Consider the following 26,276-nt stretch of genomic DNA (forward strand, 5'->3'; position numbering starts at 1 on the left):
CTCACCTTTCCTCATGCAGTGGCACCATAGCCTCGCGCGACCAGGAGGCCAGCACCTGCTGCCCTGGGGCAACATCCACAGGGATATTCGCGCCGCTCAGATTCGCCTGGCTCACCAGCAATTTTGCGCCATCGGCGAGACGCAGCTCAAACCGCGTTGCCGCGCCCTGATATTGCACCGCCTGCACCACGCCCTGTACCTGAACATCGCCGCTCTGATTGAGGCGAATATGTTCCGGGCGCAGCGAATAAATTCCCTCCATGCCGCAAACCTGTTTTGCAACGGCGGCATCAAACACGTTGGATGTGCCGACAAAGCTGGCGACGAACGGCGTGCGCGGGCGCATATAGAGCTCGCGCGGGGTATCGACCTGTTCAATTCGCCCGTTGTTAAACACGGCGACGCGATCGGACATCGACAGCGCTTCGCCCTGATCGTGGGTAACGAAAATAAAGGTGATCCCCAGCTCCTGCTGCAGTTTTTTCAGCTCGAACTGCATCTGCTCGCGCAGTTTCAGATCCAGCGCACCGAGCGGTTCGTCGAGCAAGAGCACACGCGGTTCATTAACCAGCGCGCGGGCGATCGCCACACGCTGGCGCTGCCCGCCGGAAAGCTGAGAGGGCTTACGCTTTTCCGCAAACCCTAATCCCACTTTTTCCAGCGCGTCGCGCGCCTGTGACTGGCGTTTCTTTTTATCGACGCCTTTCACCATCAGCCCGTAGGCAACGTTTTCAATGATCGACATATGCGGGAACAGGGCGTAATCCTGGAACACGGTGTTCACATCGCGCTCCCACGGCGGTAGCTCGCTCGCCTCTTTGCCGAAGATTTTGATCGCCCCGCCGCTCAACTGCTCGAACCCGGCAATCAGGCGCAGACAAGTAGTTTTGCCGGAGCCAGAAGGCCCCAGCATGGAGAAAAATTCGCCGTCGCGAATGCCAATGGTGACGCCATCCACCGCCCGTACGTCGCCGTACAAACGGGAGACGTCGTTAAACTCAACTGCGTACGTCATGGTCTGCTCCCGGGCGATTAACGGCCACCCATGATGGCGATGTAATCCTGCGTCCAGCGGCTGTACGGGACATATTTTCCGCCTTCTGCAATTGGGGTTTTCCAGAACATGATTTTGTCGAATTCGTTATAGCCGTTGGTTTCGCAACCTTTTTCGCCGAGCAGCGTGCTGGCTTTACAGCCCTCAGCCACCACCGGCAGAGAGCCAAACCACGCCGCCAGATCGCCCTGCAGTTTTGGTGTCAGCGACCAGTTCATCCACTTGTAGGCGCACATCGGATGTTTGGCTTCGGCGTGCAACATGGTGGTGTCTGCCCAGCCGGTTACCCCCTCTTTCGGGAAGACCGTCGCGATAGGCTGGTTTTCCCCTTTCAGGGCGTTAGCCTGATAAGGCCATGCGCTCGATGCCACCACGCCTTCGTTTTTGAAGTCGCTCATCTGAACCGTGGTGTCGTGCCAGTAACGGTGAATAAGCGCGTGCTGGTCACGCAGCACTTTCAGTACGGCTGCGTATTGCGCTTCGGTGAGCTGATACGGGTCAGTAATGCCGAGCTGCGGCTGCGTGGCTTTGACGAACAGTGCGGCATCCGCAATGTAGATCGGACCATCGTAGGCCTGTACACGGCCTTTGTTGGTTTTGCCGTCCGGGAGATTTTGCTCTTTAAAGACCACCGCCCAGCTGTCCGGCGGTGTCGGGAAGGTTTTCGTGTTGTACATCAGCAGGTTCGGTCCCCACTGATACGGCGTGCCGTAGACTTTGCCGCCAACGTTGAACCATTCGCCTTTCACGATGCGCGAATCAAGGGTTTTCCAGTTGGGGATCAGATCCGGATTAATGGGCTGGACGCGTTTCCCCATAATCAAACGTAACGAGGCATCGCCGGAAGCGGTGACCAGGTCATAGCCCCCTTTTGCCATCAGGCTGACCATCTCATCGGAGGTGGCTGCCGTTTTGACGTTTACCGCACAGCCGGTCTCTTTTTCAAACTGGGTGACCCAGTCGTAATTTTTATCCGTCTGGCCGCGTTCGATGTATCCCGGCCAGGCGATGATATCCAGCCTTCCCTCGCCTTTGCCGATCTCTTTCGGCGGCTCTGCGGCTTGCGCGGTCATGATGGTCATGCCGAGCGCGCACAGGCTGCTGCGTGCAAATTTTTTGCTCATTTGATTTACTCCTGTCGCAATGAAATTTGGCGGCAGCCGTGCCGTAAAAATATCTCCCTTAATAAACGTAGACTGCGCAAATGTGCCGCACCCTGCGGGCTTTGGAAATTTCATCAGGTTGTGACAGAGGGCGCATTCCCTGTTAAGTGGATTATAGACAAGGAGTTAGCGGCGAGCGGCGGTATGCAGATTTCCTATGACCGGCAGTCGGGAATAAACCCGGCACCGGTCACAGGATAAGCATTGTTTATTTATACGAGGATATTACGCGTGCGGTAAATAAGCCTTTTCGCTTATTTCAGCATGACGCTTATTAATTTCGCCAGCTGGATTACAGCCTGTTCTTCTCGCTCCCCCCACGCCCAGGAGGTATTAAAGCGAAAGAACGGCGTCCAGACGTCGGAAGTAGAGAACATTTTGCCCGGCGCGATGCTGATATGGTGCGCCAGCGCCTGCTCACTGAGCAGCCCGGCGTCCAGCTGTGCAGGCAGTTCCAGCCACAAAAAGTAGCCGCTGTCGTTGTGGTGAATTTTCACTTCCGCCGGCAGATGGCGCATTAACGATTGCCACGCCTGCTGCTTACGCTCGGCCAGCGTGCGGCGCAGACGGCGAAGATGGGCGTCATAACGTTTGGTGGCGAGATAATCCACAAGAGCAAGCTGCATCGGGGAGCTGGTCGAAAGTGTGCTCATCAATTGTAATTGCTGGATGCGGCGCGCATGTTTGCCCGCTGCGACCCAGCCGATACGAAAACCAGCGACCAGACATTTCGAGAAAGATGAGCAGTGCAAAGTCATATCCTGGCGGTCCCAGGCTTTTGCGGGCAGCGGTTTTTCGCGCCCAAAATAGAGCTCGCTGTAGACGTCATCTTCGATCAAGGTGACGTTATGTTTCGTCAGCAGCGCCACCAGATGGGCTTTTTTCTCGGCGCTGAGGGTAAAGCCCAGGGGATTTTGGCTGTTAGTCATCAGCCAGCAGGCTTTCACCGGATAGTCGTTCAGCGCCTGCTCGAGGGCGTTGAGATCGATCCCTTCGCGCACGTCGGTGGCGATCGACAGCGCCTTGAGCTTTAACCTTTCCAGCGCCTGAAGTGCACCGTAGAAACAGGGGTTTTCGACAATCACCCAGTCACCGGGTTCGGTCACGGCCTGGAGACTCAGATTGAGGGCTTCCAGCGCACCGGCGGTAATCACAATCTCTTCCGGCGAAATATTCATCCCCTGCTGCGCGTAGCGACGGGCGATAGCGTGGCGGAGATCGACGTTACCCGGGGGCAGGTTTTCAATCACGCTCATGGCGGTTGCGGTTTTGCTGACGTTGGCAAGGGAGCGGTTCAACTGCTGAAGCGGGAAAAGCCGCGGGTCGGGGAATGCGGAGGCAAAGGGTAAAACAGAGGGGTCGCGGCTGGCCTGCAGGACATCAAAAATATAGGTATTGATATCGACCACTTCGTCGCGCATCACCTGCGCCGGTGGCGCAGGCTGCTGCTTTATCGGGCGTGGAGCAACGTAGTATCCCGACTGTGGGCGAGCAACGATTCGCCCCTGGCTTTCCAGCGTTTGATAGGCATGACCGACGGTCATGAAACTCATGCCGCTGCTGGCAACTTGCTCACGCAACGACGGTAGTTTATCTCCCGGCAACCACACGCCAAGTTCGATTTGCGAAATGATTTGCTGCGCCAGGCGCTGATATTTTTTCATCGTTCTCTCCTTGCTTCACACCATAGTATATCAGCAGGAGAAAATTGGCAGTTTTAATGAACTGTTATAGCTTATGCGGTGTTATGACGGACGATGACTGAGGTGTGCACGCTCAGATGGCGCGGACGTTGCCAGATGGTCAAAGGTCATCATGGACGATTTGCAGAAAATGCATTTCGCACCGTGTGGGTTTTTTTCAGACACATCAAAAACGGATGTGCGGTATTGCGAGCCATGACAGCATGGGCAGCGAAAATGGATATAAGAAACCATATGAATCTCCAGAACACGTAAATACGTGAATAACAAATTGGGCCTTTCAAGGCAATGATGGTCTGAGACAAAACTAATCGGAGTGTCAGAGTGTAAAGAGAAGACCCAAGAGGCTGCGGAGAGGCACAACGTGATGAGAAATGCTTTGAAACGACGTCAGATATTTTTTTGGGTATCAAACCGAGGAGCCATTAACGCATGACTGAGAGAACAAAACAACCCCTTTAATGAAGAAAACTCATAAAAATAAAATTCTTATGCTCTGAACGTTTAACGGCTTTATGCGCCAGTCGCGCTTAACTGTTCACTATATCAGATGACTAAAGCCCATCTATTTCGCGAACTGTTATACATAAATTTCAAATTTCTGCCTCTGATAGTTCGATTCCGCCCCCTATACCATAACACCACACCGATTGACATTGAGGCTGTGCATGTTTGGTTTAGATGCTTTTCATCTGGCGCGGATACAGTTTGCCTTTACCGTATCCTTCCACATTATTTTCCCGGCGATCACCATTGGTCTCGCCAGCTATCTGGCGGTGCTGGAAGGGCTTTGGCTGAAGACCAAAAACCCCGTCTGGCGCACGCTGTACCATTTCTGGTCCAAAATTTTCGCCGTCAACTTTGGTATGGGCGTAGTGTCCGGGCTGGTGATGGCCTACCAGTTCGGGACCAACTGGAGCGGATTTTCGCAGTTCGCGGGGAGTATTACCGGCCCGCTACTGACCTACGAAGTGCTGACCGCCTTCTTCCTCGAAGCCGGTTTCCTCGGGGTGATGCTGTTTGGCTGGAACAAAGTCGGGCCGGGGCTGCACTTCTTTTCCACCTGCATGGTGGCGCTGGGCACCATTATTTCGACCTTCTGGATCCTGGCGTCCAACAGCTGGATGCAGACCCCTCAGGGGTATGAGATCGTCAACGGCGTAGTGGTCCCGGTCGACTGGTTCGCGGTGGTGTTTAACCCCTCCTTCCCCTACCGCCTGTTCCATATGTCCATTGCGGCATTCCTGAGCAGCGCCCTGTTCGTGGGTGCATCAGCGGCCTGGCATCTTCTGCGCGGTAACAATACGCCCGCTATTCGTCACATGTTTTCCATGGCGCTGTGGATGACGCTGATTGTCGCGCCAATTCAGGCGATGGTCGGTGATATGCACGGCCTGAATACGTTAAAACATCAGCCCGCCAAAATTGCGGCGATTGAAGGTCACTGGGAAAACCCACCCGGTGAACCGACACCGTTGTTGTTGTTTGGCTGGCCAGATATGGAGCAAGAGCGCACCCGCTATGGGCTGGAAATCCCGGCGCTCGGCAGCCTGATTCTGACGCACAGCCTGGATAAACAGGTGCCAGCGCTGAAAGATTTCCCGAAAGAGGATCGCCCGAACTCGACCATCGTCTTCTGGTCATTCCGCATCATGGCGGGGCTGGGAATGCTGATGCTGCTGCTAGGCGTTGTCGCCGTCTGGCTGCGCTACAGACAGCGCGTTTATACCTCGCGTCCTTTCCTGTGGTTCGCTCTGCTGATGGGACCGTCCGGCCTGATCGCCATCCTTGCCGGTTGGGTCACCACCGAAGTGGGTCGTCAGCCATGGGTCGTTTATGGTCTGCAACGCACGTCAGATGCGGTATCTGCCCATGGCGATCTGCATATGAGCGTAAGCCTGCTGGCCTTTATTGTCGTCTATACCTCGGTGTTCGGCGTTGGCTACAGCTACATGGTGCGGCTTATCAAAAAAGGTCCGCAGGAACACGAATCCTTCCCGACCGAAAACGATGGCCGTCCGGCTCGCCCGCTCTCTGCCGCCAGCACTGAATTCGTGATTAAGGAGAAACCATAATGGGCATCGATTTTTCCATTATCTGGTTTGTGATTATCGTCTTCGCCACGCTGATGTATATCGTCATGGACGGCTTCGATTTAGGCATCGGCATTCTGTTTCCTACCACCCGCGACGCAGACGATCGCGACGTGATGGTTAACAGCGTCGCCCCGGTCTGGGACGGGAATGAAACCTGGCTGGTGCTCGGGGGGGCGGCGCTTTTCGGTGCGTTTCCGCTGGCTTACGCAGTGATTATCGATGCCCTGACCATCCCACTCACGTTGATGCTGATCGGCTTGATTTTCCGCGGCGTGGCCTTTGAATTTCGTTTTAAAGCGACGCCCGCACACCGGCCTTTCTGGGACAAAGCTTTTATTGGCGGCTCCATTCTTGCCACCTTCAGCCAGGGCGTGGTGGTTGGCGCGGTGATTAACGGTTTTTCGGTGACCGAGCGCGCCTACAGCGGCGGGCCATTTGACTGGTTTACGCTCTTTAATCTGTTCTGTGGCGTGGGTCTGACAGTGGCGTACGCCCTGCTCGGCGCGACCTGGCTGGTGATGAAAAGTGAAAACCCGCTGCAGGGGAAAATGCGCGGGGTATCTAAAAAGCTGCTGCTGACGCTGTTAGTGGTTATCGCGGTCATCAGCCTGTGGACGCCGCTGGCGCACCCGGCAATCGCCGAGCGCTGGTTTACCTTGCCCAATCTGTGGTTCCTGCTGCCGGTGCCCTTGCTGGTCCTCGCACTGAGCGGTTGGGCATGGAAAAAACTGAACGATAGCGACAGCCACAACGCACCGTTTGTGCTGACGCTGGGGCTGATTTTCCTCGGATTTAGCGGGCTTGGGATCAGCATCTGGCCGTACATTATTCCGCCGTCCATCACGCTCTGGCAGGCCGCAGCCCCGCCACAAAGCCAGGGCTTTATGCTGGTCGGCGCCCTGCTGATCATCCCGATTATTCTGGTCTATACGTTCTGGAGCTACTACGTGTTTCGCGGAAAAGTGCAACATGGGGAGGGGTATCACTGATGCAACAGCCGGTCTGGAAACGCCTGATGTGGTTAGTCATTATTTGGGGAGGCAGCGTGCTGGCACTGGCTGCTGTGGGGATGTTCTTCCGCATCCTGATGACTGCCGCAGGCTTTAAATCGCACTAACGTTTTGATAGCCGGGTGGATATCCCTGCCCGGCTTTCGGCACTTTCAGATAAACACCCATGACAAACGGGAGGGTATCGTTAAAGATATTCACATATATTTATCGGATTTATAGTTTGAGAAGCAATATGAAAAAGCTCGTGGCGTTAAGCCTGGTGACCCTGGCGCTGGCAGGTTGTGTTAATCCCGGAAAGGCGTCTGTCCAGTCAGGCCAACTCGAAGGGCACCGTTTTGTGCTGGAGAGCGTAAACGGCGCGGCGGTCAAACCCACCGCGGTGCCACCGGAATTACGCTTTGGCGAGAAAATGGCTGTTTCCGGCGTGATGTGCAACCGCTTTAGCGGCGAAGGCAAATTATCGGAAGGCGAGCTGAAGGTCAAAGCCATGGCGATGACGCGCAAACTCTGCACCGATCAGCAGCTTAACGAGCTGGATGCGACGATAGGCAATATGCTGCGCAAAGGCGCGCAGGTCGATCTGACGGAAAATCAGTTGACGCTGGCGACAGCAGATAAAACGCTGATGTTTAAACGCGCAGACTAATCAGTAGTTACCGCATGACCCTACGGCAAGCGACTGCTCACTGCAGCGTTTGCCATTAGGCAACGCACACATCCCGACAGCCGAGCCATCAAGCTGGCGAGCGACAGACAACGATCCGCCCACCATTGCGCAACTGGCCTGCCCGGAGCTGGACATTGCCGCTTTCATTCCCGGTGAAACATGTGCCGCCGTCGCCTGCTGAACCGGCTCATTGCTGCACGCAGACAACAGTAATGCCGCACACCCTACCCAAAACGCTGAACGCATTCTCTCTTCCCCATACAAATTGCGAAACCTAAGCATAATAGGCACCCTGCGCCGCCCCGTCGAGAGCGGAACTGCGTATTTATGCACCTGAGAAACAAATTCTTGCGATTTTTTTGCCAGAAACTTGATCTACACATTGATGCGAAGAATAGCCAGGACACAAAAGCGAAAATCGGAAAGCCTGACCTTTGCTAAAATAGGGATATAACTATCAGGACTCGTCGACGTTTCACGGGTCCCTCTTTTTTGCGCAATGTAAGGGTGTCACATGATCACTATTGACGGTAATGGCGCGGCCGCGTCCGTCGCGTTCCGCACCAGCGAAGTTATCGCCATCTACCCCATTACACCAAGTTCGACCATGGCGGAACAGGCTGATGCCTGGGCGGGCAACGGGCTAAAAAACGTCTGGGGCGATGTTCCCCGGGTCGTCGAGATGCAGTCGGAAGCCGGTGCTATCGGAGCGGTTCACGGCGCACTGCAAACAGGTGCGCTCTCGACGTCGTTCACCTCATCGCAGGGTCTGCTGCTGATGATCCCCACGCTGTATAAGCTCGCCGGGCAGTTAACGCCGTTCGTGTTGCATGTGGCAGCGCGTACCGTTGCCACCCATGCTCTGTCGATTTTCGGTGACCACTCGGATGTGATGGCGGTCCGTCAGACGGGCTGCGCCATGCTGTGTGCCAGTAATGTGCAGGAAGCCCAGGACTTCGCGCTGATTTCCCACATCGTGACGCTAAAAAGCCGGGTGCCGTTTATTCATTTCTTCGATGGTTTCCGCACTTCTCACGAAATCAATAAAATCGTCCCGTTGTCGGACAACACGATTCTGGAGCTGATGCCGCAGGATGAGATCGATGCCCACCGCGCACGCGCGCTGAATCCGGAGCATCCGGTTATTCGCGGCACTTCCGCAAACCCCGACACCTATTTCCAGTCCCGTGAAGCCACCAACCCCTGGTACAACGCGGTTTATGATCACGTTGAGCAGGCGATGAGTGATTTCTCGGGGGCCACCGGGCGTGAATATAAGCCGTTTGAATACTATGGCCACCCGCAGGCCGAGCGCGTTATCGTGCTGATGGGCTCTGCGATTGGCACCTGTGAAGAGGTCGTCGACGAGCTGCTTTCTCGCGGCGAAAAGGTTGGCGTGCTGAAAGTACGTCTGTACCGTCCCTTCTCTGCGAAGCATCTGTTGTCCGTGTTGCCGGAAAGCGTCCGTTCCGTTGCGGTACTCGATCGCACCAAAGAGCCGGGCGCGCACGCAGAACCACTCTATCTGGATGTGATGACGGCCCTGGCCGAAGCCTTCAACAGCGGTGAGCGCGAAACGCTGCCGCGCGTCATCGGCGGACGCTACGGTTTGTCGTCGAAAGAGTTCGGGCCTGACTGCGTGCTGGCAGTCTTTAATGAGCTGAGCGCCGCAAAACCGAAACCGCGCTTTACGGTCGGTATTTATGACGATGTGACTAACCTGTCGCTGCTGCTGCCAGAAAACACCCTGCCGTCGACGTCGAAGCTGGAAGCGCTGTTTTACGGTCTGGGCAGTGACGGTAGCGTCTCTGCCACCAAAAACAATATCAAAATCATCGGTAACTCCACGCCGTGGTATGCCCAGGGTTATTTTGTTTATGACTCCAAAAAGGCGGGCGGCCTGACCGTCTCGCACCTGCGCGTCAGCGAAAAACCGATTCGTTCCGCCTATCTGGTTGAGCAGGCCGATTTTGTTGGCTGTCATCAGCTGCAGTTTATCGACAAATATCAGATGGCCGAACGCCTGAAACCGGGCGGAATTTTCCTGATTAACACGCCGTACAATGCTGACGAAGTGTGGTCGCGACTGCCGCAGGAAGTGCAGGCGGTGCTGAATCAGAAACAAGCCCGTCTGTTTACCGTCAACGCGGCGAAAATTGCCCGTGAATGCGGCCTGGCGGCACGCATTAACACCGTCATGCAGATGGCCTTCTTCCACCTGACGGATATTCTGCCGGGCGACAGCGCGCTGACCGCGTTGCAGGGCGCCATTGCCAAAAGCTACAGCAGCAAAGGGCAGGATCTGGTGGAGCGAAACTGGCAAGCGCTGGCTCTGGCACGAGAGTCTATTTCTGAGATCCCGCTTCAGCCGGTGAATACCGCCAGTGCAAACCGGCCACCAGTGGTGTCTGACGCCGCGCCTGATTTTGTTAAAACCGTGACCGCTGCAATGCTGGCGGGTCTGGGCGATGCCCTGCCCGTCTCCGCCCTGCCGCCGGACGGCACCTGGCCGGTGGGCACTACCCGCTGGGAAAAACGCAACATCGCCGAAGAGATCCCGATCTGGAAGGAAGATCTCTGTACGCAGTGCAACCATTGCGTCGCGGCCTGTCCACACTCGGCCATCCGCGCGAAAGTAGTTTCTCCGGAAGAGATGGAAAATGCCCCTGCCAGCCTGCACTCGCTGGATGTGAAATCCCGCGATATGCGTGGGCAGAAGTACGTGCTGCAGGTCGCACCGGAAGACTGCACAGGCTGTAATCTGTGCGTCGAAGTATGCCCGGCGAAAGATCGCCAGAATCCGGAAATCAAAGCCATCAATATGATGTCGCGCCTGGAACACGTTGAAGAAGAGAAAGTGAATTACGACTTCTTCCTCGGCCTGCCGGAAATCGATCGCAGCAAGCTCGAACGTATCGATATCCGTACCTCCCAGCTGATTACGCCGCTGTTTGAATACTCGGGCGCCTGCTCCGGCTGTGGTGAAACGCCCTACATCAAGCTGCTCACCCAGCTTTACGGCGACCGCATGCTGATCGCGAACGCCACCGGCTGTTCGTCTATCTACGGCGGTAACCTGCCTTCTACGCCGTATACCACCGATGCCAATGGCCGTGGCCCGGCTTGGGCAAACTCTCTGTTTGAAGATAACGCCGAGTTCGGGCTGGGCTTCCGTCTGACGGTCGATCAGCACCGCGCCCGCGTGATGCGTCTGCTGGAACAGTTTGCCGATAAGCTTCCTGCTGAATTAAATGCAGCGCTGCACAGCGACGCCACACCAGAGTTGCGTCGTGAGCAGGTGGCAGAACTGCGTCAGCATCTTCAGGGCGTGGAAGGCGCACAGCAGCTGTTAACCGACGCCGATGCGCTGGTCGAAAAATCGATCTGGCTGATTGGTGGTGATGGCTGGGCGTACGACATTGGTTTCGGCGGGCTGGATCATGTTCTTAGCCTGACGGAAAACGTGAACATTCTGGTGCTCGATACTCAGTGTTATTCCAATACCGGCGGTCAGGCGTCTAAAGCCACCCCGCTGGGGGCCGTCACCAAGTTTGGTGAGCACGGTAAACGCAAAGCGCGTAAAGACCTGGGCGTCAGCATGATGATGTACGGTCATGTGTATGTCGCACAGATTTCGCTTGGCGCGCAGCTCAACCAGACGGTGAAAGCGATACAGGAAGCGGAAGCCTATCCAGGGCCGTCGCTGATCATCGCTTACAGCCCTTGTGAAGAGCACGGTTACGATCTGGCGCTGAGCCACGATCAGATGCGCCAGCTGACGGCGACCGGGTTCTGGCCGCTCTATCGCTTCGATCCACGTCGTGCCGATGAAGGGAAACTGCCGCTGGCGCTGGACTCACGTCCTCCGTCTGATGCGTTGGCAGAAACGTTGATGCAGGAGCAACGCTTCCGTCGTCTCAATGCCCAGCAGCCAGAAGTGGCCGAGCAATTGTGGAAGGACGCGGCGGCGGATCTGCAAAAACGCTATGACTTCCTGGCGCAGATGGCAGGAAAAGGCGAGAAATCGACCAGCGAGTGATAAAAAAAAGCCCGGAGCATCAGCTCCGGGCATATCCTGTCAATTCTGGATGATAGCTCAGTAAAACACTCTCAGTGCATTAACGGATGAAGAATCATAAAGGCATATAACGGTTTAAAGTTTACCGTCAACTAACAGGAAAGAATAATTTTTAATTTATATAGTTCAATGAATTACATTCACTGCAATTATTTTTCCACCCCGTGTTACGCGTCACCCACTTGCACGCTCGCCCCTGCTGTTAGATGATAAATCTCCTGTTTTATGCTGTAAGGGACAAATCATCATGGTCCATCATCCTGTAAGGTCTTCACGTATCGCCTCCATTGGCTATGATGAACGCAGCGCCACGCTGGAAATCCGCTTTCTCGATCGTCGGACGCTGCGGTATCAGCAGGTTCCGGTACGCGTCTATAACGATTTTTTGCAGGTCGTATCAAAAGGTCGTTTTTATGATGGCGTCGTAAAGGGGAAGTTTAAGGAAATCACCGTATACTGAGCCTTATCCCTATCCACGTGAAAGGATTTCTTCCGTGCTTACCCGCTTATCATGGGCTGCTCTGATTTTGCTAACCTGTCTGTGGATGGCATTAATTTTTGATTTCGGCGATATCGTGCGTCATCTCAGTGAATTACTGCAGGCACTGGATGCGGATTAACACGCCTTTTATTGTTAGTTTTAATAGATATCAGACATTGGCTGTCTCTTTCTCCGCTTAGGCTAAAATTGAATGTGTATGCGCAAATTCAATTGAACACTGGCCTTCTCGATAATCAGGAGATCAAATGACTGACTTAAACGAACGCGTTGAAACCCTTGAGCAGACAATTAATGAGCTACAAATAGACCTTCACGCATCAAAGATTGCCATCACTGTTTTATCCTCGGTAATTAATAACATGAGTGGCAATCCTGGCCTTCTTTCAACTTCATACGAGGAGGAAAAAAGCTCGGCACCACTGGTTAAGTTCAACCATCCCGAGCAGGAAGGATATGAAGATAAGGTGACGGAGAGAGTTTTAGCACTGCTGGCAAAATCAGGCCAGGTGGGGTAAGCAACGCTGCTTTGCTTTACGATGCTTGCGGGATAACGCCGTCATTATGCGTCTGCTCATGGTGATGGCCTTAAAAACACATGCCCGTGATCCAGCAAATTGATGTGACTTCAGCGCTTACGTTTTATTTATCACTGTCGATAGCCTCTGAGTGATTGTTAATTCAGCCTTTATTATCCCGGTAGAGATTGTCATTTCATCCGAGGTATTTCCCCCTCAAACGTTAGCATATAATATATTTAACATTCTCCTGTTTTTGAATTTACGCCTCCGCCAGGAAGTTTCTCATTTTATTGCTAATTCCTTTCTATGCGCCCCCTACCCTAAATAACAGCTACCCTTAAAGACTGCGTGAATGATGCGCATCACTTTTTCACAAGTCGAATTGTGAGAGGAGTATTTAATGACAATCAAGACTCTCGAAGATTTATTCATTCATGACCTTTCTGATATTTACAGCGCAGAAAAACAAATCACCCGCGCGTTACCTAAAATGGCGCGGGCGGCGACAGATCCCAAACTGATTGCTGCATTTAATCAGCACCTTGAAGAAACCCACGGCCAGATTGAACGGCTAGATCAGTTGGTAGAAAGCACAGAAGGTGTGCGAATCAAGCGCATGAAATGCCATGCCCTTGAAGGGCTGGCAGAAGAAGCGCAGGAAATCATCGACTCCGTCGAAGCGGGGCCGGTCCGCGATGCGGGTCTGATTGGCGCCGCCCAAAAAGTGGAACACTATGAAATCGCCACTTACGGCACACTGCATGCTCTTGCTAAAAAGCTGGGATACAAAGATGCGGCAAGGCTGCTGGAAGAAACCCTCAAGGAAGAGAAAGCCACTGACGAAAAATTGACGGTGATTGCTGATCAGCAGCCCTAAATTCGTTTGTTGGTAAATAATCGGCCTGCCGCTGTGCGTTAAGCACGCCTGCAGGCCTTTTTTTGGCCTGAGGTTTGGTATGGCCTGGTACTCAGAAACCGCACTCCTCACGGGCCGTATCGGGGCGCGATGCGCTTCTGCTGTAAAACGTGCTGGCATTCGTCGCCGCAATCCGTACCATACACGGCACACTTTCGCATGCTGGTTGCTATCAGCAGGCGCTAACCCGTCTTCTATTGCCAATCAGATGGGGCACGAAAATGCGCAGAGGGTGTATGAAATCTATGCTTCATGGATAGAAGTAGTGAACAGCGAGCAGGTCGAAATGCGCCTCATGACGCTGGCGCGTTAAAATGGTTTTGTCCCACTGGTGCCCCATTTGATATTTGAGTAAAGTATAAATGCAAGATAATCAATCAGTTAATAAGAAAGAACAATACAACCTGAATAAACTGCAAAAGCGCCTGCGCCGCAACGTCGGTGAAGCCATTGCAGACTTCAACATGATTGAAGAAGGCGACCGCATTATGGTCTGCCTGTCAGGCGGTAAAGACAGCTACACGATGCTGGAGATCCTTCGCAATCTGCAGCAAAGCGCACCGGTGAACTTTTCCCTGGTGGCGGTCAATCTTGATCAGAAACAGCCTGGCTTCCCGGAGCACATCCTGCCGGAATACCTTGAGCAACAGGGCGTCGAATATAAGATTGTCGAAGAGAATACCTACGGCATCGTCAAAGAAAAGATCCCGGAAGGGAAAACCACCTGCTCCCTGTGTTCGCGGCTGCGCCGCGGTATTCTGTATCGCACCGCCACCGAGCTGGGCGCGACGAAAATCGCTCTCGGCCATCACCGCGACGATATCCTGCAGACCCTGTTCCTGAACATGTTCTACGGCGGCAAAATGAAAGGGATGCCGCCGAAGCTGATGAGCGACGACGGAAAACACATCGTTATTCGCCCGCTGGCCTACTGTCGTGAAAAAGATATCGAACGTTTTGCGCAGGCGCGCGAATACCCGATCATCCCTTGTAACCTGTGCGGCTCGCAGCCGAACCTGCAGCGTCAGGTAATTGGCGATATGCTGCGCGACTGGGATAAACGTTATCCGGGCCGCATTGAGACCATGTTCAGCGCGATGCAAAACGTTGTGCCTTCTCACCTGTGTGATACTGAACTGTTCGATTTCAAAGGCATTAAGCACGGTGCGGAAGTGGTGAACGGTGGCGATCTGGCGTTCGACCGCGAAGAGATCCCGATGCAGCCTGCGGGCTGGCAGCCGGAAGAAGATGAGTCTCAGTTGGATGAAATGCGACTGAACGTTCTGGAAGTGAAGTAATACTCTGGCGTCTCAGAGACTCTCTGAGACGCTTTTCTTTGTGCCTTATTTCAGCAAACGCACCTTACAGGCTTTGCCTTTAATCTTCCCGCCCTGCAGCTGTTTCCATGCTTTATTCGCCACTTTCTGACGCACCGCTACATAGACATGTGCCGGATGCACCACAATTTTGCCGATATCCGCACCCTCGAGTCCGATATCCCCGGTCAGCGCGCCTAATACATCCCCGGGACGCATTTTGGCTTTTTTGCCGCCGTCGATGCACAGAGTCGCCATTTCAGCGGCCAGTGGCGTGAGACTGACGCTACCCAAAGCAGGCATCCAGTTGAGTTTCAGCTGCAGCATTTCAGACAGAATGTTGGCGCGCTGCGCCTCTTCCGGTGCGCACAGGCTGATCGCCAGACCGCTGTTGCCCGCGCGCGCTGTACGACCAATACGGTGAACGTGGACTTCCGGGTCCCACGCCAGCTCGTAGTTAACCACTAGCTCCAGGGATTTGATGTCCAGGCCGCGCGCTGCCACGTCCGTTGCCACCAGCACGCGTGCGCTGCCGTTGGCGAAACGCACCAGCGTCTGATCGCGGTCGCGCTGTTCCAGATCGCCATGCAGGGCGAGCGCACTCTGCCCCGCCTCGTCAAGCGCGTCACAGACGGCCTGGCAATCTTTCTTCGTATTACAGAACACCACGCAGGAGGCCGGCTGATGTTTGCTCAGCAGCTTTTGCAGCAGCGGAATTTTGCCGTTTTGCGAGGTTTCGTAGAACTGCTGTTCGATGGACGGCAGCGCATCCACCGCGTCGATTTCAATGGTAGCCGGGTTGTTCTGCACCCGTCCGCTGATTGCCGCAATCGCTTCTGGCCAGGTTGCGGAAAACAGCAGCGTCTGGCGCGTCGCAGGCGCGAAACGAATCACTTCATTGATGGCATCGGTAAAGCCCATATCCAGCATGCGATCCGCTTCATCCATCACCAGCGTTTGCAGGGCATCCAGCGAAACGGTGCCTTTTTGCAGGTGATCGAGCAGACGGCCAGGCGTGGCGACAATAATGTGAGGCGGATGTTGCAGCGAGTCGCGCTGCGCACCAAACGGCTGGCCGCCGCAGAGGGTCAGAATTTTGGTGTTAGGCAGGAAGCGCGCCAGACGACGTAACTCCCCTGCAACCTGATCCGCCAGCTCGCGCGTCGGACAGAGCACCAGGGACTGCGTCTGGAACAGGCCCGCATCAATCTGCTGGAGCAATCCCAGGCCAAAGGCGGCCGTTTTTCCACTGCCGGTTTTAGCCTGCACGCGAACGTCTCGTCCTTCCAGAATCGCCGGAAGCGCGGCAGCTTGTACAGGGGTCATCGAGAGATATCCCAACTCGGTAAGGTTGTCGAGTTGGGCGGCAGGCAGAACGTTCAGCGTAGAAAAAGCGGTCACAATGTACTCTCAAGGTAAAAAAATCACAGTCAGTTGGCGCGTATCCTCGCAGATCTGCGCTACCGATGCGACAATTTAATCGGTTCTTCATCCGGCGGCGGGTCGGGCATTGGCTGCGGACGGGGAATCGGATCGGGGACAGGCACCGGATCGATGGGTATCGAGTCAGGTACCGACAGTTGCGTGTAAAGCAGTGAAAGCAGATAGCTCATGTTTCCCTCCAGTTTATCGGGGTGACCCTTTTAGGGTAGACGCTGAGATTCTGGAGGCAAAAAAAAGCCGACTAATTTAGTCGGCGTCGTACGAATCAATATGTGCTATGCAGTAATTCAAAAAAGGAAGTAAGACAATATGGAGCGCAACGCCCATCGCTTGACGTTGCATTCACCTGCGGGAGTAATACTGCACCGAACGGGGTAGCCGTTTATTGACTTCGCTCAAACAAAAACGCGTTTTGAAGCCAGAAAACGCCTGAAAATGTGTAAATTTACAACCATTTACTGCGATGCAACCACCACGCAACACCACCAATCAAAACAACTAACATGATGCAAAAAGCGGAAAAGCCGAACCGGTATGCCCCGCCCGGTATGCCTCCGAGATTCACACCGAACAGCCCGGTCAAAAACGTGCTGGGTAAAAAGACCATCGCCATTAACGACATGGTATACGTCCGGCGCGAAAGTGACTCCTGCATCACCGTCGCGATTTCATCGGTCATTACCGCCGTTCGCGCAATACAGGAGTCGATCTCATCCAGCCCACGCCCGAGCCGATCGGCGATATCCTGCATACGACGTCGCTGATCGTCGTTCATCCACGGCAGACGTTCGCTGGCGAGCCGCGCGTAGACATCACGCTGCGGGGTCATGTAGCGACGCATCACAATGAGCTGTTTACGCAGCAGGGCAAGATAACCGCGCGGCGGAATTTGCTGATCGAGCAGGTTATCTTCGAGATCGATAATTTTATCGTGCAGCTCTTCGATAAATTCACTGGCGTGATCCGTCAGCGCATCGCAGGCATCGACCAGCCACGCGCCGCAGTCGACCGGCCCGGTCCCCTCTTTCAGATCGTTGACCACATCATCCAGCGCCAGCACTTTGCGCTGCCGGGTGGAGACAATCAGACGTTCATCCATATAAAGACGCATGGCGACCAGCTGATCCGGTCGCTCGTCGGTGCTGCCATTGATGCAGCGCAGCGTAATCAGCGTGCCCTCCCCGAGACGGCTGACGCGCGGTCGCAGGCTCTCCCCGGCCAGCGCGTCGCGCACGCTGTTTGGCAGCAGCGGCGTCGATGACAGCCACTGCGCACTGTCCGGATGGGTGTAGTTCAGATGCAACCAGCAGGGGTGCTCGCTGTCGATAATATCGTCATCTTCAAGGGGTCGCGCCCCGCCTTTACCGTCCAGCAGCCACGCAAATACCGCATCCGGAACATTAACGTCCGATCCCTTAATGCCTTCCACAGTGACTCCCCCTTTTTGTCATGAACATCGTCAGTCTAGCCTTCCCGAAAGGTTATTCAACATCTACCGACAGCATAGCGCTGAATTTGCTCATGAATTAACCCTTTTCCTACTCTAACCACTGGACAGAAAGATGCAAAACAGTAGAGTTACAGAAATGCTGCCATTTTGTTTTTAAATGTATCTTTTACGAGTGTGACGATGAAAAAGCCCTGTGCGGCCTTCGATGTTCGTCTTGCAGAAATGCGGACCATTGCCATTAAAACCAGTGTGACATGGTTCCTGTGGGTAAATATGTTGTTCTCCTCTTTCATCCTGGGGCGTAACTATTTCTCCGCCTTCGAGTCAGAGGTCCTTTTCCACCACCCTGCGGCAGTGCTGGAAACCATGATGGTGGCCGACCTGACCCTCTCCGCCGCCGTATTATTCATCATGCGAATGGCCCCCCTGCAAAACGCACAGTGGCTCGGTACGTTAGCAAAGTGGACCGTGGTGGCCCTCAGTCTGTGCTGGGCGGGCTGTTTCTTTGTCCTGATCGTCAGCAACGATCTGCGCATCATCTTCCCCTCTGCCGCATTACTGCTGTTTACAGCGCTGATCTCACTCTACTTTGATCCCAAAGTCCTGCTGAGCTTTATTCTGCCGGTCTGGCTGACGATACTGATTACCTCACTTTTTTACCGCAACGGCCTCACGGTCATGAATGGATTGCAGTGGATTTTGCTGGCGGGACTGATTGAATCAGGCCGACGTATTCTCAACAGCTGGTTTCTGCTCGCCCTGCGCCGCGAGCAGGAAAATGCGGATTTGATTCAACGCCTGGGCCTGCTGGCCAACAACGACCCGCTCACCGGGATTGCGAACCGTCGGTCATTTGAAGCGCAGATGGATCAGGCCATCCTGCGCCATCAGCAGGATGGAAACAGCTTTGGGCTGATCATGCTCGATGTCGATCACTTTAAACTTTATAACGATTATTACGGACATCAAAAAGGCGACCTGTGCCTGATGGCCATCGCCAGGGCACTGGAATCCGCCGCGCTGACCTCAAGCGGCATTATCGGGCGTTTTGGTGGCGAGGAGTTTGTTTTGCTTCTGCCCGATGCGGACTCGCAGGCGTTACAGTCGGCTGCACAGAATATTGCGGCGGTGCTTCAGGCGCAGAATATTCCTCACGCGGGTTCTCCCGTCAGCGACCGCGTGACGGTGAGCCAGGGGCTGGCGTTATGGAAACCCGGCGTGACCGCACGGGAACTGATAGCGAGGGCGGACAAAGCGCTGTATCAGGCGAAACAGGCAGGACGTAACCGCTACAAAGTATAAAGCCTGGCGAACCAGGCTTTTCCAGTCAATCAGTCAGTATGAGTGTTCTGCGTGGCGGGGAAAGGCACTGTGCTCCTGGCGCACACTCTCCTGCCAGTCAGGTTGCGAGCCGCCCTCCAGCCTGAAATTCCGGGTGCGCGTCTGAAGCTCAATCACCTGGTTTTTCAGCACATCGGAGGAGCCTGACAGTTCATCCACCATCGCCACGTTGCTTTGCGTCACACGCTCCAGCTCAGACAGCGCCTGCGTGATTTGCGAAATCCCTTTTTCCTGTTCAGACGTACTCGCCGAAATCTCATCCATCAGTTTGCTGACATGCCCGGAACCGTTGACGATTTCGTGCATATTTTTCTCGGCTTCCGCTACCACCGTCACGCCCTGCGTCACGTTATTGCTCGTCACGTCGATCAGCGACTTAATACTTTTCGCCGCCTCTGCACTGCGATGGGCAAGATTACGCACTTCACCGGCGACCACGGAGAAACCTTTGCCGTGATCCCCAGCCCTTGCCGCCTCGACCGCCGCGTTCAGCGCCAGAATATTGGTCTGGAACGCAATGCCGTCGATCAGTGAGATGATCTCCGTCATTTGCTGCGCACATTCCGTAATCGACTGCATATTATTTGCCACCTGCCCCATCAGCTCGCCACCTTTGCGCGCCTGCACCGTCGCGTGGTTCGCACGCTCGCTGGCAAGACGGGTGTTATCGGCGTTGTTACGGGTGCTGGCCGCCATCTGCTCCATGCTGGCAGCGGTCTGAATAAGTGAAGCGGATTGCTGCTCTGTCTTCACCGACAATTCCGCGCTGCGTGAGGAGAGTTGTTCTGAGAGGGTCATCGCGGTTTGCGACGAGGCGCGTATTTCCCGCACCAGCGTGGCGATGTTACTGGATAAGCTGTTGATCCCAGGAATTAAACGCCCCGCACAGTTATTGCCAAACTCGGGGATAGAAACGGCAAGATTGCCTGAGGTGACCTCTTCGATACTTGTTTTCACAGTGTTGATCGGCGTCACAAGATATTTTGTCATGTAGGACCACAGCAACATGACCGCAAGCACATTAATAATATTTACTGCGATAAAAAGCGTTGTACTTTCCGATAAAGTCCAAACTAAACCATCAATGATTAAAAGCACGACCAGCAGAAAATATATAATAAAGGTTCTTACGCTAATATTTCTAAGCATAATTGATCCCATACAACAAGTCGGAGGAGGTATATTGGTTATAGCATTCGCATTTTCTTTTTCCACCACATTTTAAGTGGCATTTATTATTCACCTCCGGATGCCGTAAATTTACCTTAAGTCAGTACACAGAATCAGCTTAACCTCAACCATGAGCGCTTTATTCTTTTCACCCCTATTTTCTTTGTGACAACAATAGTTAGCAAACAGATGATTAAATATTAACGCAAAGTTTATTAAGAGCGAATGCTACTGTTGATTAAAATCATGTAGCGCTACTTAAGTCATTAATGAGAGAATATATCTTCGATGCGTTCCTGCACGTAAAAATAACGCGTTTGTTGTTGATTTTTGATAAGCAACTAATCTTGGAATTAGTTAGAGTAAGCCTCGGCGGTGATGAGTCACGCACCGGATGAACTCAATAACGACTTTTTAGCGTGGGATTGCATAATGCTCGATGTGTCCTGGGACCCCGTTCTCATTGCCATCTCATTCCTGGTGGCGTTTATCGCTTCATTTGTGGCGCTCGACAGCGCCGGCAAAATATCGGGTGCCAGCCGCAAAGCCGCTCTCTGGTGGCGCATGGCCGGGGGCGTCACGCTGGGGATAGGTATCTGGTCAATGCATTTCATCGGTATGCTATCGATGAAAATGCCGATCGACATGAGTTATCACGTCTGGCTTACCGTCGGCTCACTGGGCATCGCCATTGTCGCGGCCACCAGCGCCATTAATATTGCCGTTCCGGGTGATTCTCTCTCCTTTTTTCGCTGGTTGTTTTCCACGCTGATCCTTAGCGCAGGCGTCGTGGCCATGCACTACACCGGGATGGCGGCGCTGATGCTAAGTGATGACATTCGCTGGAACATGACCCTCGTGACGATCTCCGTCGCAATCGCCATTGTCGCCTCGGGTGCCGCTCTCTGGCTTGCCTTTCACCTGCGCCGGCGGCACAAAGGCGTGTTTATCAACCGCGTCGCCGCGGCCGTGGTGATGGGCGTTGCCATTTGCGCGATGCATTACACGGGAATGAGCGCAGCCAATTTTCAGCACGCCGCGCACATGATGCCGGGCGGAGTGAGCGAGTTAGGGCTGTCAATTTGGGTCTCTACCACCACACTCGTGCTACTGGGTATCATGCTGATTATCTCGCTGGTGGACTCCCATTTTCGCACTCATCGCCTGACGGAAAACCTGCGCCAGCTCAACACCCAGCTGGAGCGTAAAGCACGCTTTGACGCTCTTACCGGGCTAGCCAACCGCACGCAGATGGATCTCAGCCTGCAGGATTGCCTGCACGGCTCACTGCTGAATAAAAAACAGTTTGCGGTAATGTTTCTGGATATCGACCATTTCAAACTAGTGAACGACGCCTGGGGGCATCAGGTTGGCGATGAACTGCTGGTAAGCGTCGCGCAGCGCATTACCGCCCGGCTGACGCTGGGAATGAGTCTCGCCAGGCTCGGCGGCGATGAGTTTATCCTGCTGCTGCCCGACTGCGATGACGAGAAAATTACCGAACTCTCCACGACCCTGCTCGACGATATTCGCCGCCCTTTCGCCATTGGCGGCCACGCGCTGAATATCACCTTAAGCCTTGGCGTGAGCCTCTATCCTCAGCACGGTGAAACCCTCCACGAGCTGAAATTTAAAGCCGATGCCGCGATGCATCACATTAAACAGGAAGGGCGCAACGGCTGGGCGATTTATCGCCCGGAGATGTCGAAAAGCATCTCGGCAGAGCCGTCTTTCCTGCAGGATCTCACCCAGGCGCTGGAACGCGAGCAGTTTGAGCTTTGGTATCAGCCCACCTACCACGCCGCAGTGAATGAGATTCACGGCTTTGAAGCCTTGTTGCGCTGGCACCATCCTGAACAGGGTGTGCTGCTGCCGAACGTATTCCTGCCATCGCTGGAAAAAACAGGATTAATCATTCCGGTGGGGGTGTGGGCCATTGATCAGGCCTGCAGACAACTGCGCTTCTGGACGGAACAGGGATTCAGCCAGTGGACGCTGTCGTTTAATTTGTCCCCTATTCAGTTTGAGCAACAGGATATATTCGAGGTGATTTCCGGCACCATGCAGAAATACAATCTCGAACCTTCACGACTGATCCTCGAAGTCACCGAAAGCACGGCCCTGAAAAACCTGGAACGCAGCATTGAATTATTAGATATGTTTAACCACGCCGGTTTTACCGTTTCCATCGACGACTTTGGCACCGGATACTCTAACCTGCTGATGCTGAGTGTGCTTCCGGCTAAAGAGCTTAAAATAGATAAAAGTTTTATTGATAGCATGCGGGAAAACGATAAAAGCAAAAAGATTGTCGAAACCATTATCCACGTTGCCCGGACCATGGATATGGTGGTGGTCGCCGAAGGTATTGAAACCCAACAACAGCAGCAAATGCTGGCAAATCTGGGATGTGATTATCTGCAGGGCTATTATTTTTCCCGCCCGCTTCCTGCAGAACAGGTGCCGTGGCTGGTATTACAGAATAAATCTGACAAACAAATTATTCCAATTGGTAAAAATCAAATAGAACCCCCACTTCATTCACAAAAAAATCATGCCTGATGTGATGAAGTGGAGTATGTTTTGAAATATGCCCACGTGTGTATAACCGTGATACCGCAAATTTCATGAGCGTTGGCTGCCGATGACTGGGAAGACTCTATGTTGCCACACAGCTTTGATGCGCTGAATTTCGTCAAAACACCGGTTTGGTTAGTCTCACCCGTCTCTGAGCAGGTTATTTTCGCCAATAGTGCGGCGAGCGACATGATGGGTAATAAAACGCTGAATGACATGCGTCAGGGCGCTTATTCCGCCAGTGCACAGCAGCAGCTGGCAATGTACGTTCCTGATCTCAAATCCGAGCTGGAAATTGTCGAAATCTGGACCGTCTGGCGCAACGATCAGGAAACCACCCTGAGCTGTCGCCTGTCCCTCACCGAGCATGAAAGTGCGGGTGAAATCATTGTGTTTGAAGGGCTGATTTCCCAGGCCCCCTCCGGCCTGAAAGCGAGCCGCTCTGCCAACTACCAGCGTAAAAAACAGGGTTTCTACGCCCGCTTTTTCCAGACTAACAGTGCGCCCATGCTGCTCATAGATACCGCGCGTGACGGGCAAATTGTCGACGCGAATCTGGCGGCCCTCAATTTTTACGGTTACAGCCACGATGACATGTGCACAAAACACACATGGGAAATTAACACCCTGGGGCGCGATATCCTGCCGATTATGACGGAGATCGCCCGTCTTCCCGGCGGGCATAAGCCCCTTAATTTTGTCCACCGGCTGGCCGATGGCTCCACCCGCCACGTGCAAACGTACGCGGGTCCGATTGAGATTTACGGCGACAAATTAATGCTGTGCATCGTTCACGATATCACCGAGCAAAAAAGGCTTGAGCACGAGCTGGAGCACGCCGCCCTGCGGGACTCCATGACTGGCCTGCTAAATCGTCGACAGTTTTATCTCCTCACTGAACAGACTCATCCGTCCCATTTGCCCGCCCAGCAGCAGTTCAGCCTGTTACTGGTCGACATGGATCATTTCAAGAATATTAATGACGTATTCGGCCATTCCAGGGGCGACGAGGTGCTGATTTCCCTGTCGCGCATGCTCGAAGCCTGCAGCCGTAAAGACGATTTTGTGTTTCGCTGGGGCGGCGAAGAGTTTGTGATCCTGCTGCCGCGTACCACGCTCGAGGCTGCGATGCAGGTGGCCGAAACCATTCGTGCTGAAGTGGCGCGCATTGTCATCCCCGGCCTGCCCCGCTTTACCGTGAGTATTGGCGTCGCGCGACATAATCCGGACGAGAGCATCGACGATCTGTTAAAACGCGTAGACGACGCCTTATATCGCGCCAAAAACAATGGCCGCAATAAAGTGCTCGCCGCCTGAAAACTGGAGTATTGATTAAAGCCCCGCTACAATGCCCCCCTCGAATTAACAGCGGTCAGGTGGGTCACTTTTGCTATGGGGAAAACAGAAGTCATACTCATCCTAATTATTCTCAGCGTTATTATATTTGGCTTATGGTTTATTTTTAGCGGTGAGATGTGGCACCTGGTGGGGTATCTGGAAAGCAGCCTCTACCCGGCGATTGACGCGCCCTGACTGACGAATCAAAAAAGGCCCGTTCTCAGACGGGCCTTGTTATTCATATTAATGCTTCTCGATATACATCGTCCGGCTATACGCCACATCTTCCGCGTTATTTATCGGATACCCTTTCACCCACGGCTTAATCAGGCGACCGTTGGTATATTGATAAATCGGCGCGATCGGGGCTTTTTCGGCAAGGATTTTCTCAGCCGCGTTGTAATCCGCATTGCGCGCTTTCGCCGTCGTTTCCAGCGTCGCCTGGTTGATAATCTTGTCGTACGCCGGATCGCTGAAGCGCGAAATGTTGCCGCTGTGTGTGGATGTTAACAGTGACAGGAAAGTGGACGGCTCATTGTAATCCCCTACCCAGGAGGCGCGGATCACGTCGAAGTTGCCGGTATTGCGGCTATCAATATAGGTTTTCCACTCCTGATTCTGCAGCTTCACATCCACGCCGAGGTTTTTCTTCCACATCGACGCCACCGCAATCGCAATTTTCTGGTGGTTTTCTGAAGTGTTATAGAGCAGCGTCAGTTTCAGCGGTCGCTGCGGGCCGTATCCGGCAGCCTGTAACAGCATTTTGGCCTGCGCATTCAGCTCCGCCTGCGACATCTGCTCGAACGGTGACTTTTCTGGCGTAAAGCCAGCGGTCACATCCGGCGTAAAGTGCCACGCCGGTTTCTCGCCCGTTCCGAGCACCTTCTCCGCCATAATCCGACGATCGATGGTCATGCTCAGGGCCAGTCGCACACGCTGATCGGCCGTTGGCCCTTTCTGAGTGTTAAACGCGTAATAATAGGTGCCCAGTTGCGGCGGCGTATAAACCTGCCCCGGAATATCTTTGAGCAGCTTCTGATAGAGATTTTTTGGGAAGGATTCGGTGATATCAATATCCCCCGCCAGATAGCGTTTAGTGGCCGATGACTCCTGGTTGATTGGAATAAAAGTCACTTTTTTCAGTACCGTCTGGGCATTGTCCCAGTACGACGTATTCGGCTCAACCACCAGCTTCTCATTCACCACGCGATCTTTCAGAACATAGGCACCGTTGCCCACCAGTGCGCCTGGGCGAGTCCACTCTTTTCCGCTCTCAACGTTGGCTTTCTGCACCGGATAAAATGCAAAGCTGGCAGTCAGATTGGCGAACCAGGGCAGCGGTTTATCAAGCTGTACGCGAAGGGTTTTGGCGTCCACGGCGGTGATACCGAGCGTATTAGGCTGGGCTTTGCCGTCGATAATGCTCTGGGCATTAGTGATCCCCGCCAGCGCCGCAAACCAGGCAAATGGCGACGTCGTTTTCGGGTCCACCAGGCGCTGCCAGCTGTAGACAAAATCTTGCGCCGTCACCGGCGTACCGTCTGACCACTTCGCGTTGTCGCGTAAGGTAAATGTCCAGATACGGTTGTCATTGCTCTGCCACTTTGTCGCGACACCGGGGACGAGTTCACCCTTTTCATTCTGATTCACCAGCCCTTCGAACAGATCGCGGATCACCTGAATTTCTGGCAAACCGACGGCTTTCGCCGGATCGAGCGAGGCGGGTTCGTCCTTGATATGGCGGACCAGTTCCTGTTTTTCCGCCAGCTTCGTTCCCTGAGGAATATCAGCTGCATAAGAAACAGAAGTGAGTCCACACAGCCACAGCGCAGTACAGAGCAGCGAAACAGGATGCTTCATGAGATCCCCTTTGGAATGATGGGTGACAAGCAGATGCGTAATTATTTGTTTCAGAACAGAGAAATGCAAAC

The 26,276-nt window shown here is 53.8% G+C and carries 24 protein-coding genes and 1 pseudogene; 15 read left to right on the plus strand and 10 right to left on the minus strand.

The features are described 5' to 3' along the window. Position 1: 1 nt before the first annotated feature. The 4 genes from C0560_RS11145 to C0560_RS11160 all read right to left on the minus strand — a co-directional run bounded on the left by C0560_RS11145 (position 2) and on the right by C0560_RS11160 (position 4,154). Positions 2-1,015 carry an ABC transporter ATP-binding protein gene (locus tag C0560_RS11145; protein ID WP_248858542.1) on the minus strand — a complete coding sequence of 338 codons (1,014 nt, stop codon included), beginning with the start codon at positions 1,013-1,015 and terminating at the stop codon, positions 2-4. A 17-nt stretch (positions 1,016-1,032) separates the two neighbouring features. Further along, a complete protein-coding gene (gene ydcS, locus C0560_RS11150; protein ID WP_181826403.1) occupies positions 1,033-2,178 on the minus strand; it encodes a putative ABC transporter substrate-binding protein YdcS in 1,146 nt (381 codons plus the stop codon). Between the two features lie 293 nt (positions 2,179-2,471). After that, positions 2,472-3,881, minus strand: coding sequence for a PLP-dependent aminotransferase family protein (locus C0560_RS11155; RefSeq protein WP_100780029.1), 1,410 nt, complete (start codon positions 3,879-3,881; stop codon positions 2,472-2,474). 81 nt (positions 3,882-3,962) lie between these two features. Then, a complete protein-coding gene (locus tag C0560_RS11160) occupies positions 3,963-4,154 on the minus strand; it encodes a cold-shock protein (protein WP_100780028.1) in 192 nt (63 codons plus the stop codon). A gap of 434 nt (positions 4,155-4,588) precedes the next feature. Here C0560_RS11160 and C0560_RS11165 point away from each other — a divergent pair, with 434 nt between their 5' ends. The 4 genes from C0560_RS11165 to hslJ all read left to right on the plus strand — a co-directional run bounded on the left by C0560_RS11165 (position 4,589) and on the right by hslJ (position 7,675). Then, entirely contained in the window at positions 4,589-5,995 is a 1,407-nt protein-coding gene (locus C0560_RS11165) for a cytochrome ubiquinol oxidase subunit I (protein ID WP_248858543.1), read from the plus strand. After that, positions 5,995-7,005: a cytochrome d ubiquinol oxidase subunit II gene (gene cydB / locus C0560_RS11170; RefSeq protein WP_248858544.1), complete on the plus strand. Its 1,011-nt coding sequence runs from the start codon at positions 5,995-5,997 to the stop codon at positions 7,003-7,005. The genes C0560_RS11165 and cydB overlap by 1 nt, the downstream gene beginning before the upstream one ends. After that, on the plus strand, positions 7,005-7,133 hold the full coding sequence (locus C0560_RS11175; protein ID WP_107703485.1) for a DUF2474 domain-containing protein: 129 nt from the start codon (positions 7,005-7,007) through the stop codon (positions 7,131-7,133). The genes cydB and C0560_RS11175 overlap by 1 nt, the downstream gene beginning before the upstream one ends. Positions 7,134-7,261: 128 nt before the next feature. After that, a complete protein-coding gene (hslJ, locus tag C0560_RS11180) occupies positions 7,262-7,675 on the plus strand; it encodes a heat shock protein HslJ (RefSeq protein WP_248858545.1) in 414 nt (137 codons plus the stop codon). Here the strand turns inward: hslJ and C0560_RS11185 are convergent, their stop codons facing one another. After that, positions 7,676-7,942, minus strand: a complete 267-nt coding sequence (locus C0560_RS11185) for a DUF333 domain-containing protein (RefSeq protein ID WP_100780875.1) — start codon at positions 7,940-7,942, stop codon at positions 7,676-7,678. It abuts the gene before it with no gap. 268 nt (positions 7,943-8,210) lie between these two features. Here C0560_RS11185 and nifJ point away from each other — a divergent pair, with 268 nt between their 5' ends. The 7 genes and pseudogenes from nifJ (at position 8,211) to ttcA (ending at position 15,008) form a co-directional block, all read left to right on the plus strand. Then, positions 8,211-11,735 (plus strand): pyruvate:ferredoxin (flavodoxin) oxidoreductase, encoded by a 3,525-nt coding sequence (nifJ, locus tag C0560_RS11190; protein ID WP_248858547.1) that lies wholly within the window; start codon positions 8,211-8,213, stop codon positions 11,733-11,735. Positions 11,736-12,021: 286 nt separating this feature from the next. After that, positions 12,022-12,234 (plus strand): KTSC domain-containing protein, encoded by a 213-nt coding sequence (locus C0560_RS11195; protein WP_100780022.1) that lies wholly within the window; start codon positions 12,022-12,024, stop codon positions 12,232-12,234. 34 nt (positions 12,235-12,268) lie between these two features. After that, the gene (locus tag C0560_RS20950; RefSeq protein WP_256469542.1) at positions 12,269-12,394 is read left to right on the plus strand and encodes a hypothetical protein; all 126 of its coding nucleotides are present in this window, start codon (positions 12,269-12,271) and stop codon (positions 12,392-12,394) included. A gap of 127 nt (positions 12,395-12,521) precedes the next feature. Beyond that, positions 12,522-12,791 (plus strand): hypothetical protein, encoded by a 270-nt coding sequence (locus tag C0560_RS11200; RefSeq protein ID WP_102103816.1) that lies wholly within the window; start codon positions 12,522-12,524, stop codon positions 12,789-12,791. Positions 12,792-13,194: 403 nt separating this feature from the next. Then, complete coding sequence (locus C0560_RS11205; protein ID WP_100780020.1) at positions 13,195-13,671, plus strand: ferritin-like domain-containing protein; 477 nt, start codon at positions 13,195-13,197, stop codon at positions 13,669-13,671. 86 nt (positions 13,672-13,757) lie between these two features. Next, positions 13,758-14,023, plus strand: a pseudogene (locus C0560_RS11210) (tyrosine-type recombinase/integrase); the annotation flags it as partial. 49 nt (positions 14,024-14,072) lie between these two features. Beyond that, on the plus strand, positions 14,073-15,008 hold the full coding sequence (ttcA, locus tag C0560_RS11215; protein ID WP_100780019.1) for a tRNA 2-thiocytidine(32) synthetase TtcA: 936 nt from the start codon (positions 14,073-14,075) through the stop codon (positions 15,006-15,008). A 45-nt stretch (positions 15,009-15,053) separates the two neighbouring features. Here ttcA and dbpA read toward each other — a convergent pair whose 3' ends face one another. The 3 genes from dbpA to zntB form a co-directional block, all read right to left on the minus strand. After that, positions 15,054-16,427: an ATP-dependent RNA helicase DbpA gene (gene dbpA / locus C0560_RS11220; RefSeq protein ID WP_248858548.1), complete on the minus strand. Its 1,374-nt coding sequence runs from the start codon at positions 16,425-16,427 to the stop codon at positions 15,054-15,056. A gap of 59 nt (positions 16,428-16,486) precedes the next feature. Continuing rightward, the gene (locus tag C0560_RS11225) at positions 16,487-16,639 is read right to left on the minus strand and encodes a hypothetical protein (protein ID WP_157809239.1); all 153 of its coding nucleotides are present in this window, start codon (positions 16,637-16,639) and stop codon (positions 16,487-16,489) included. A 275-nt stretch (positions 16,640-16,914) separates the two neighbouring features. After that, on the minus strand, positions 16,915-17,898 hold the full coding sequence (gene zntB, locus C0560_RS11230; protein ID WP_100780017.1) for a zinc transporter ZntB: 984 nt from the start codon (positions 17,896-17,898) through the stop codon (positions 16,915-16,917). Positions 17,899-18,099: 201 nt separating this feature from the next. On the opposite strand from zntB, the gene C0560_RS11235 reads away from it, so the two are divergent. Then, positions 18,100-19,221, plus strand: coding sequence for a GGDEF domain-containing protein (locus C0560_RS11235; protein ID WP_248858549.1), 1,122 nt, complete (start codon positions 18,100-18,102; stop codon positions 19,219-19,221). A gap of 33 nt (positions 19,222-19,254) precedes the next feature. Here the strand turns inward: C0560_RS11235 and C0560_RS11240 are convergent, their stop codons facing one another. Then, entirely contained in the window at positions 19,255-20,409 is a 1,155-nt protein-coding gene (locus tag C0560_RS11240) for a methyl-accepting chemotaxis protein (protein WP_248858550.1), read from the minus strand. Positions 20,410-20,862: 453 nt separating this feature from the next. Here C0560_RS11240 and C0560_RS11245 point away from each other — a divergent pair, with 453 nt between their 5' ends. From C0560_RS11245 to C0560_RS11255, 3 genes are all read left to right on the plus strand, one after another. Further along, the gene (locus C0560_RS11245; RefSeq protein ID WP_248858551.1) at positions 20,863-22,992 is read left to right on the plus strand and encodes a bifunctional diguanylate cyclase/phosphodiesterase; all 2,130 of its coding nucleotides are present in this window, start codon (positions 20,863-20,865) and stop codon (positions 22,990-22,992) included. Positions 22,993-23,091: 99 nt separating this feature from the next. Next, positions 23,092-24,324, plus strand: a complete 1,233-nt coding sequence (locus C0560_RS11250) for a sensor domain-containing diguanylate cyclase (RefSeq protein ID WP_248858552.1) — start codon at positions 23,092-23,094, stop codon at positions 24,322-24,324. 75 nt (positions 24,325-24,399) lie between these two features. Continuing rightward, on the plus strand, positions 24,400-24,540 hold the full coding sequence (locus C0560_RS11255) for an Ecr family regulatory small membrane protein (RefSeq protein WP_142503374.1): 141 nt from the start codon (positions 24,400-24,402) through the stop codon (positions 24,538-24,540). A gap of 48 nt (positions 24,541-24,588) precedes the next feature. Here C0560_RS11255 and C0560_RS11260 read toward each other — a convergent pair whose 3' ends face one another. Next, the gene (locus C0560_RS11260; RefSeq protein ID WP_100780014.1) at positions 24,589-26,205 is read right to left on the minus strand and encodes an ABC transporter substrate-binding protein; all 1,617 of its coding nucleotides are present in this window, start codon (positions 26,203-26,205) and stop codon (positions 24,589-24,591) included. Between the last annotated feature and the right edge of the window lie 71 nt (positions 26,206-26,276).

The organism is Lelliottia sp. AC1 (assembly GCF_023278595.1).
In the GTDB taxonomy this organism is placed as follows: Bacteria; Pseudomonadota; Gammaproteobacteria; order Enterobacterales; family Enterobacteriaceae; genus Enterobacter; species Enterobacter nimipressuralis.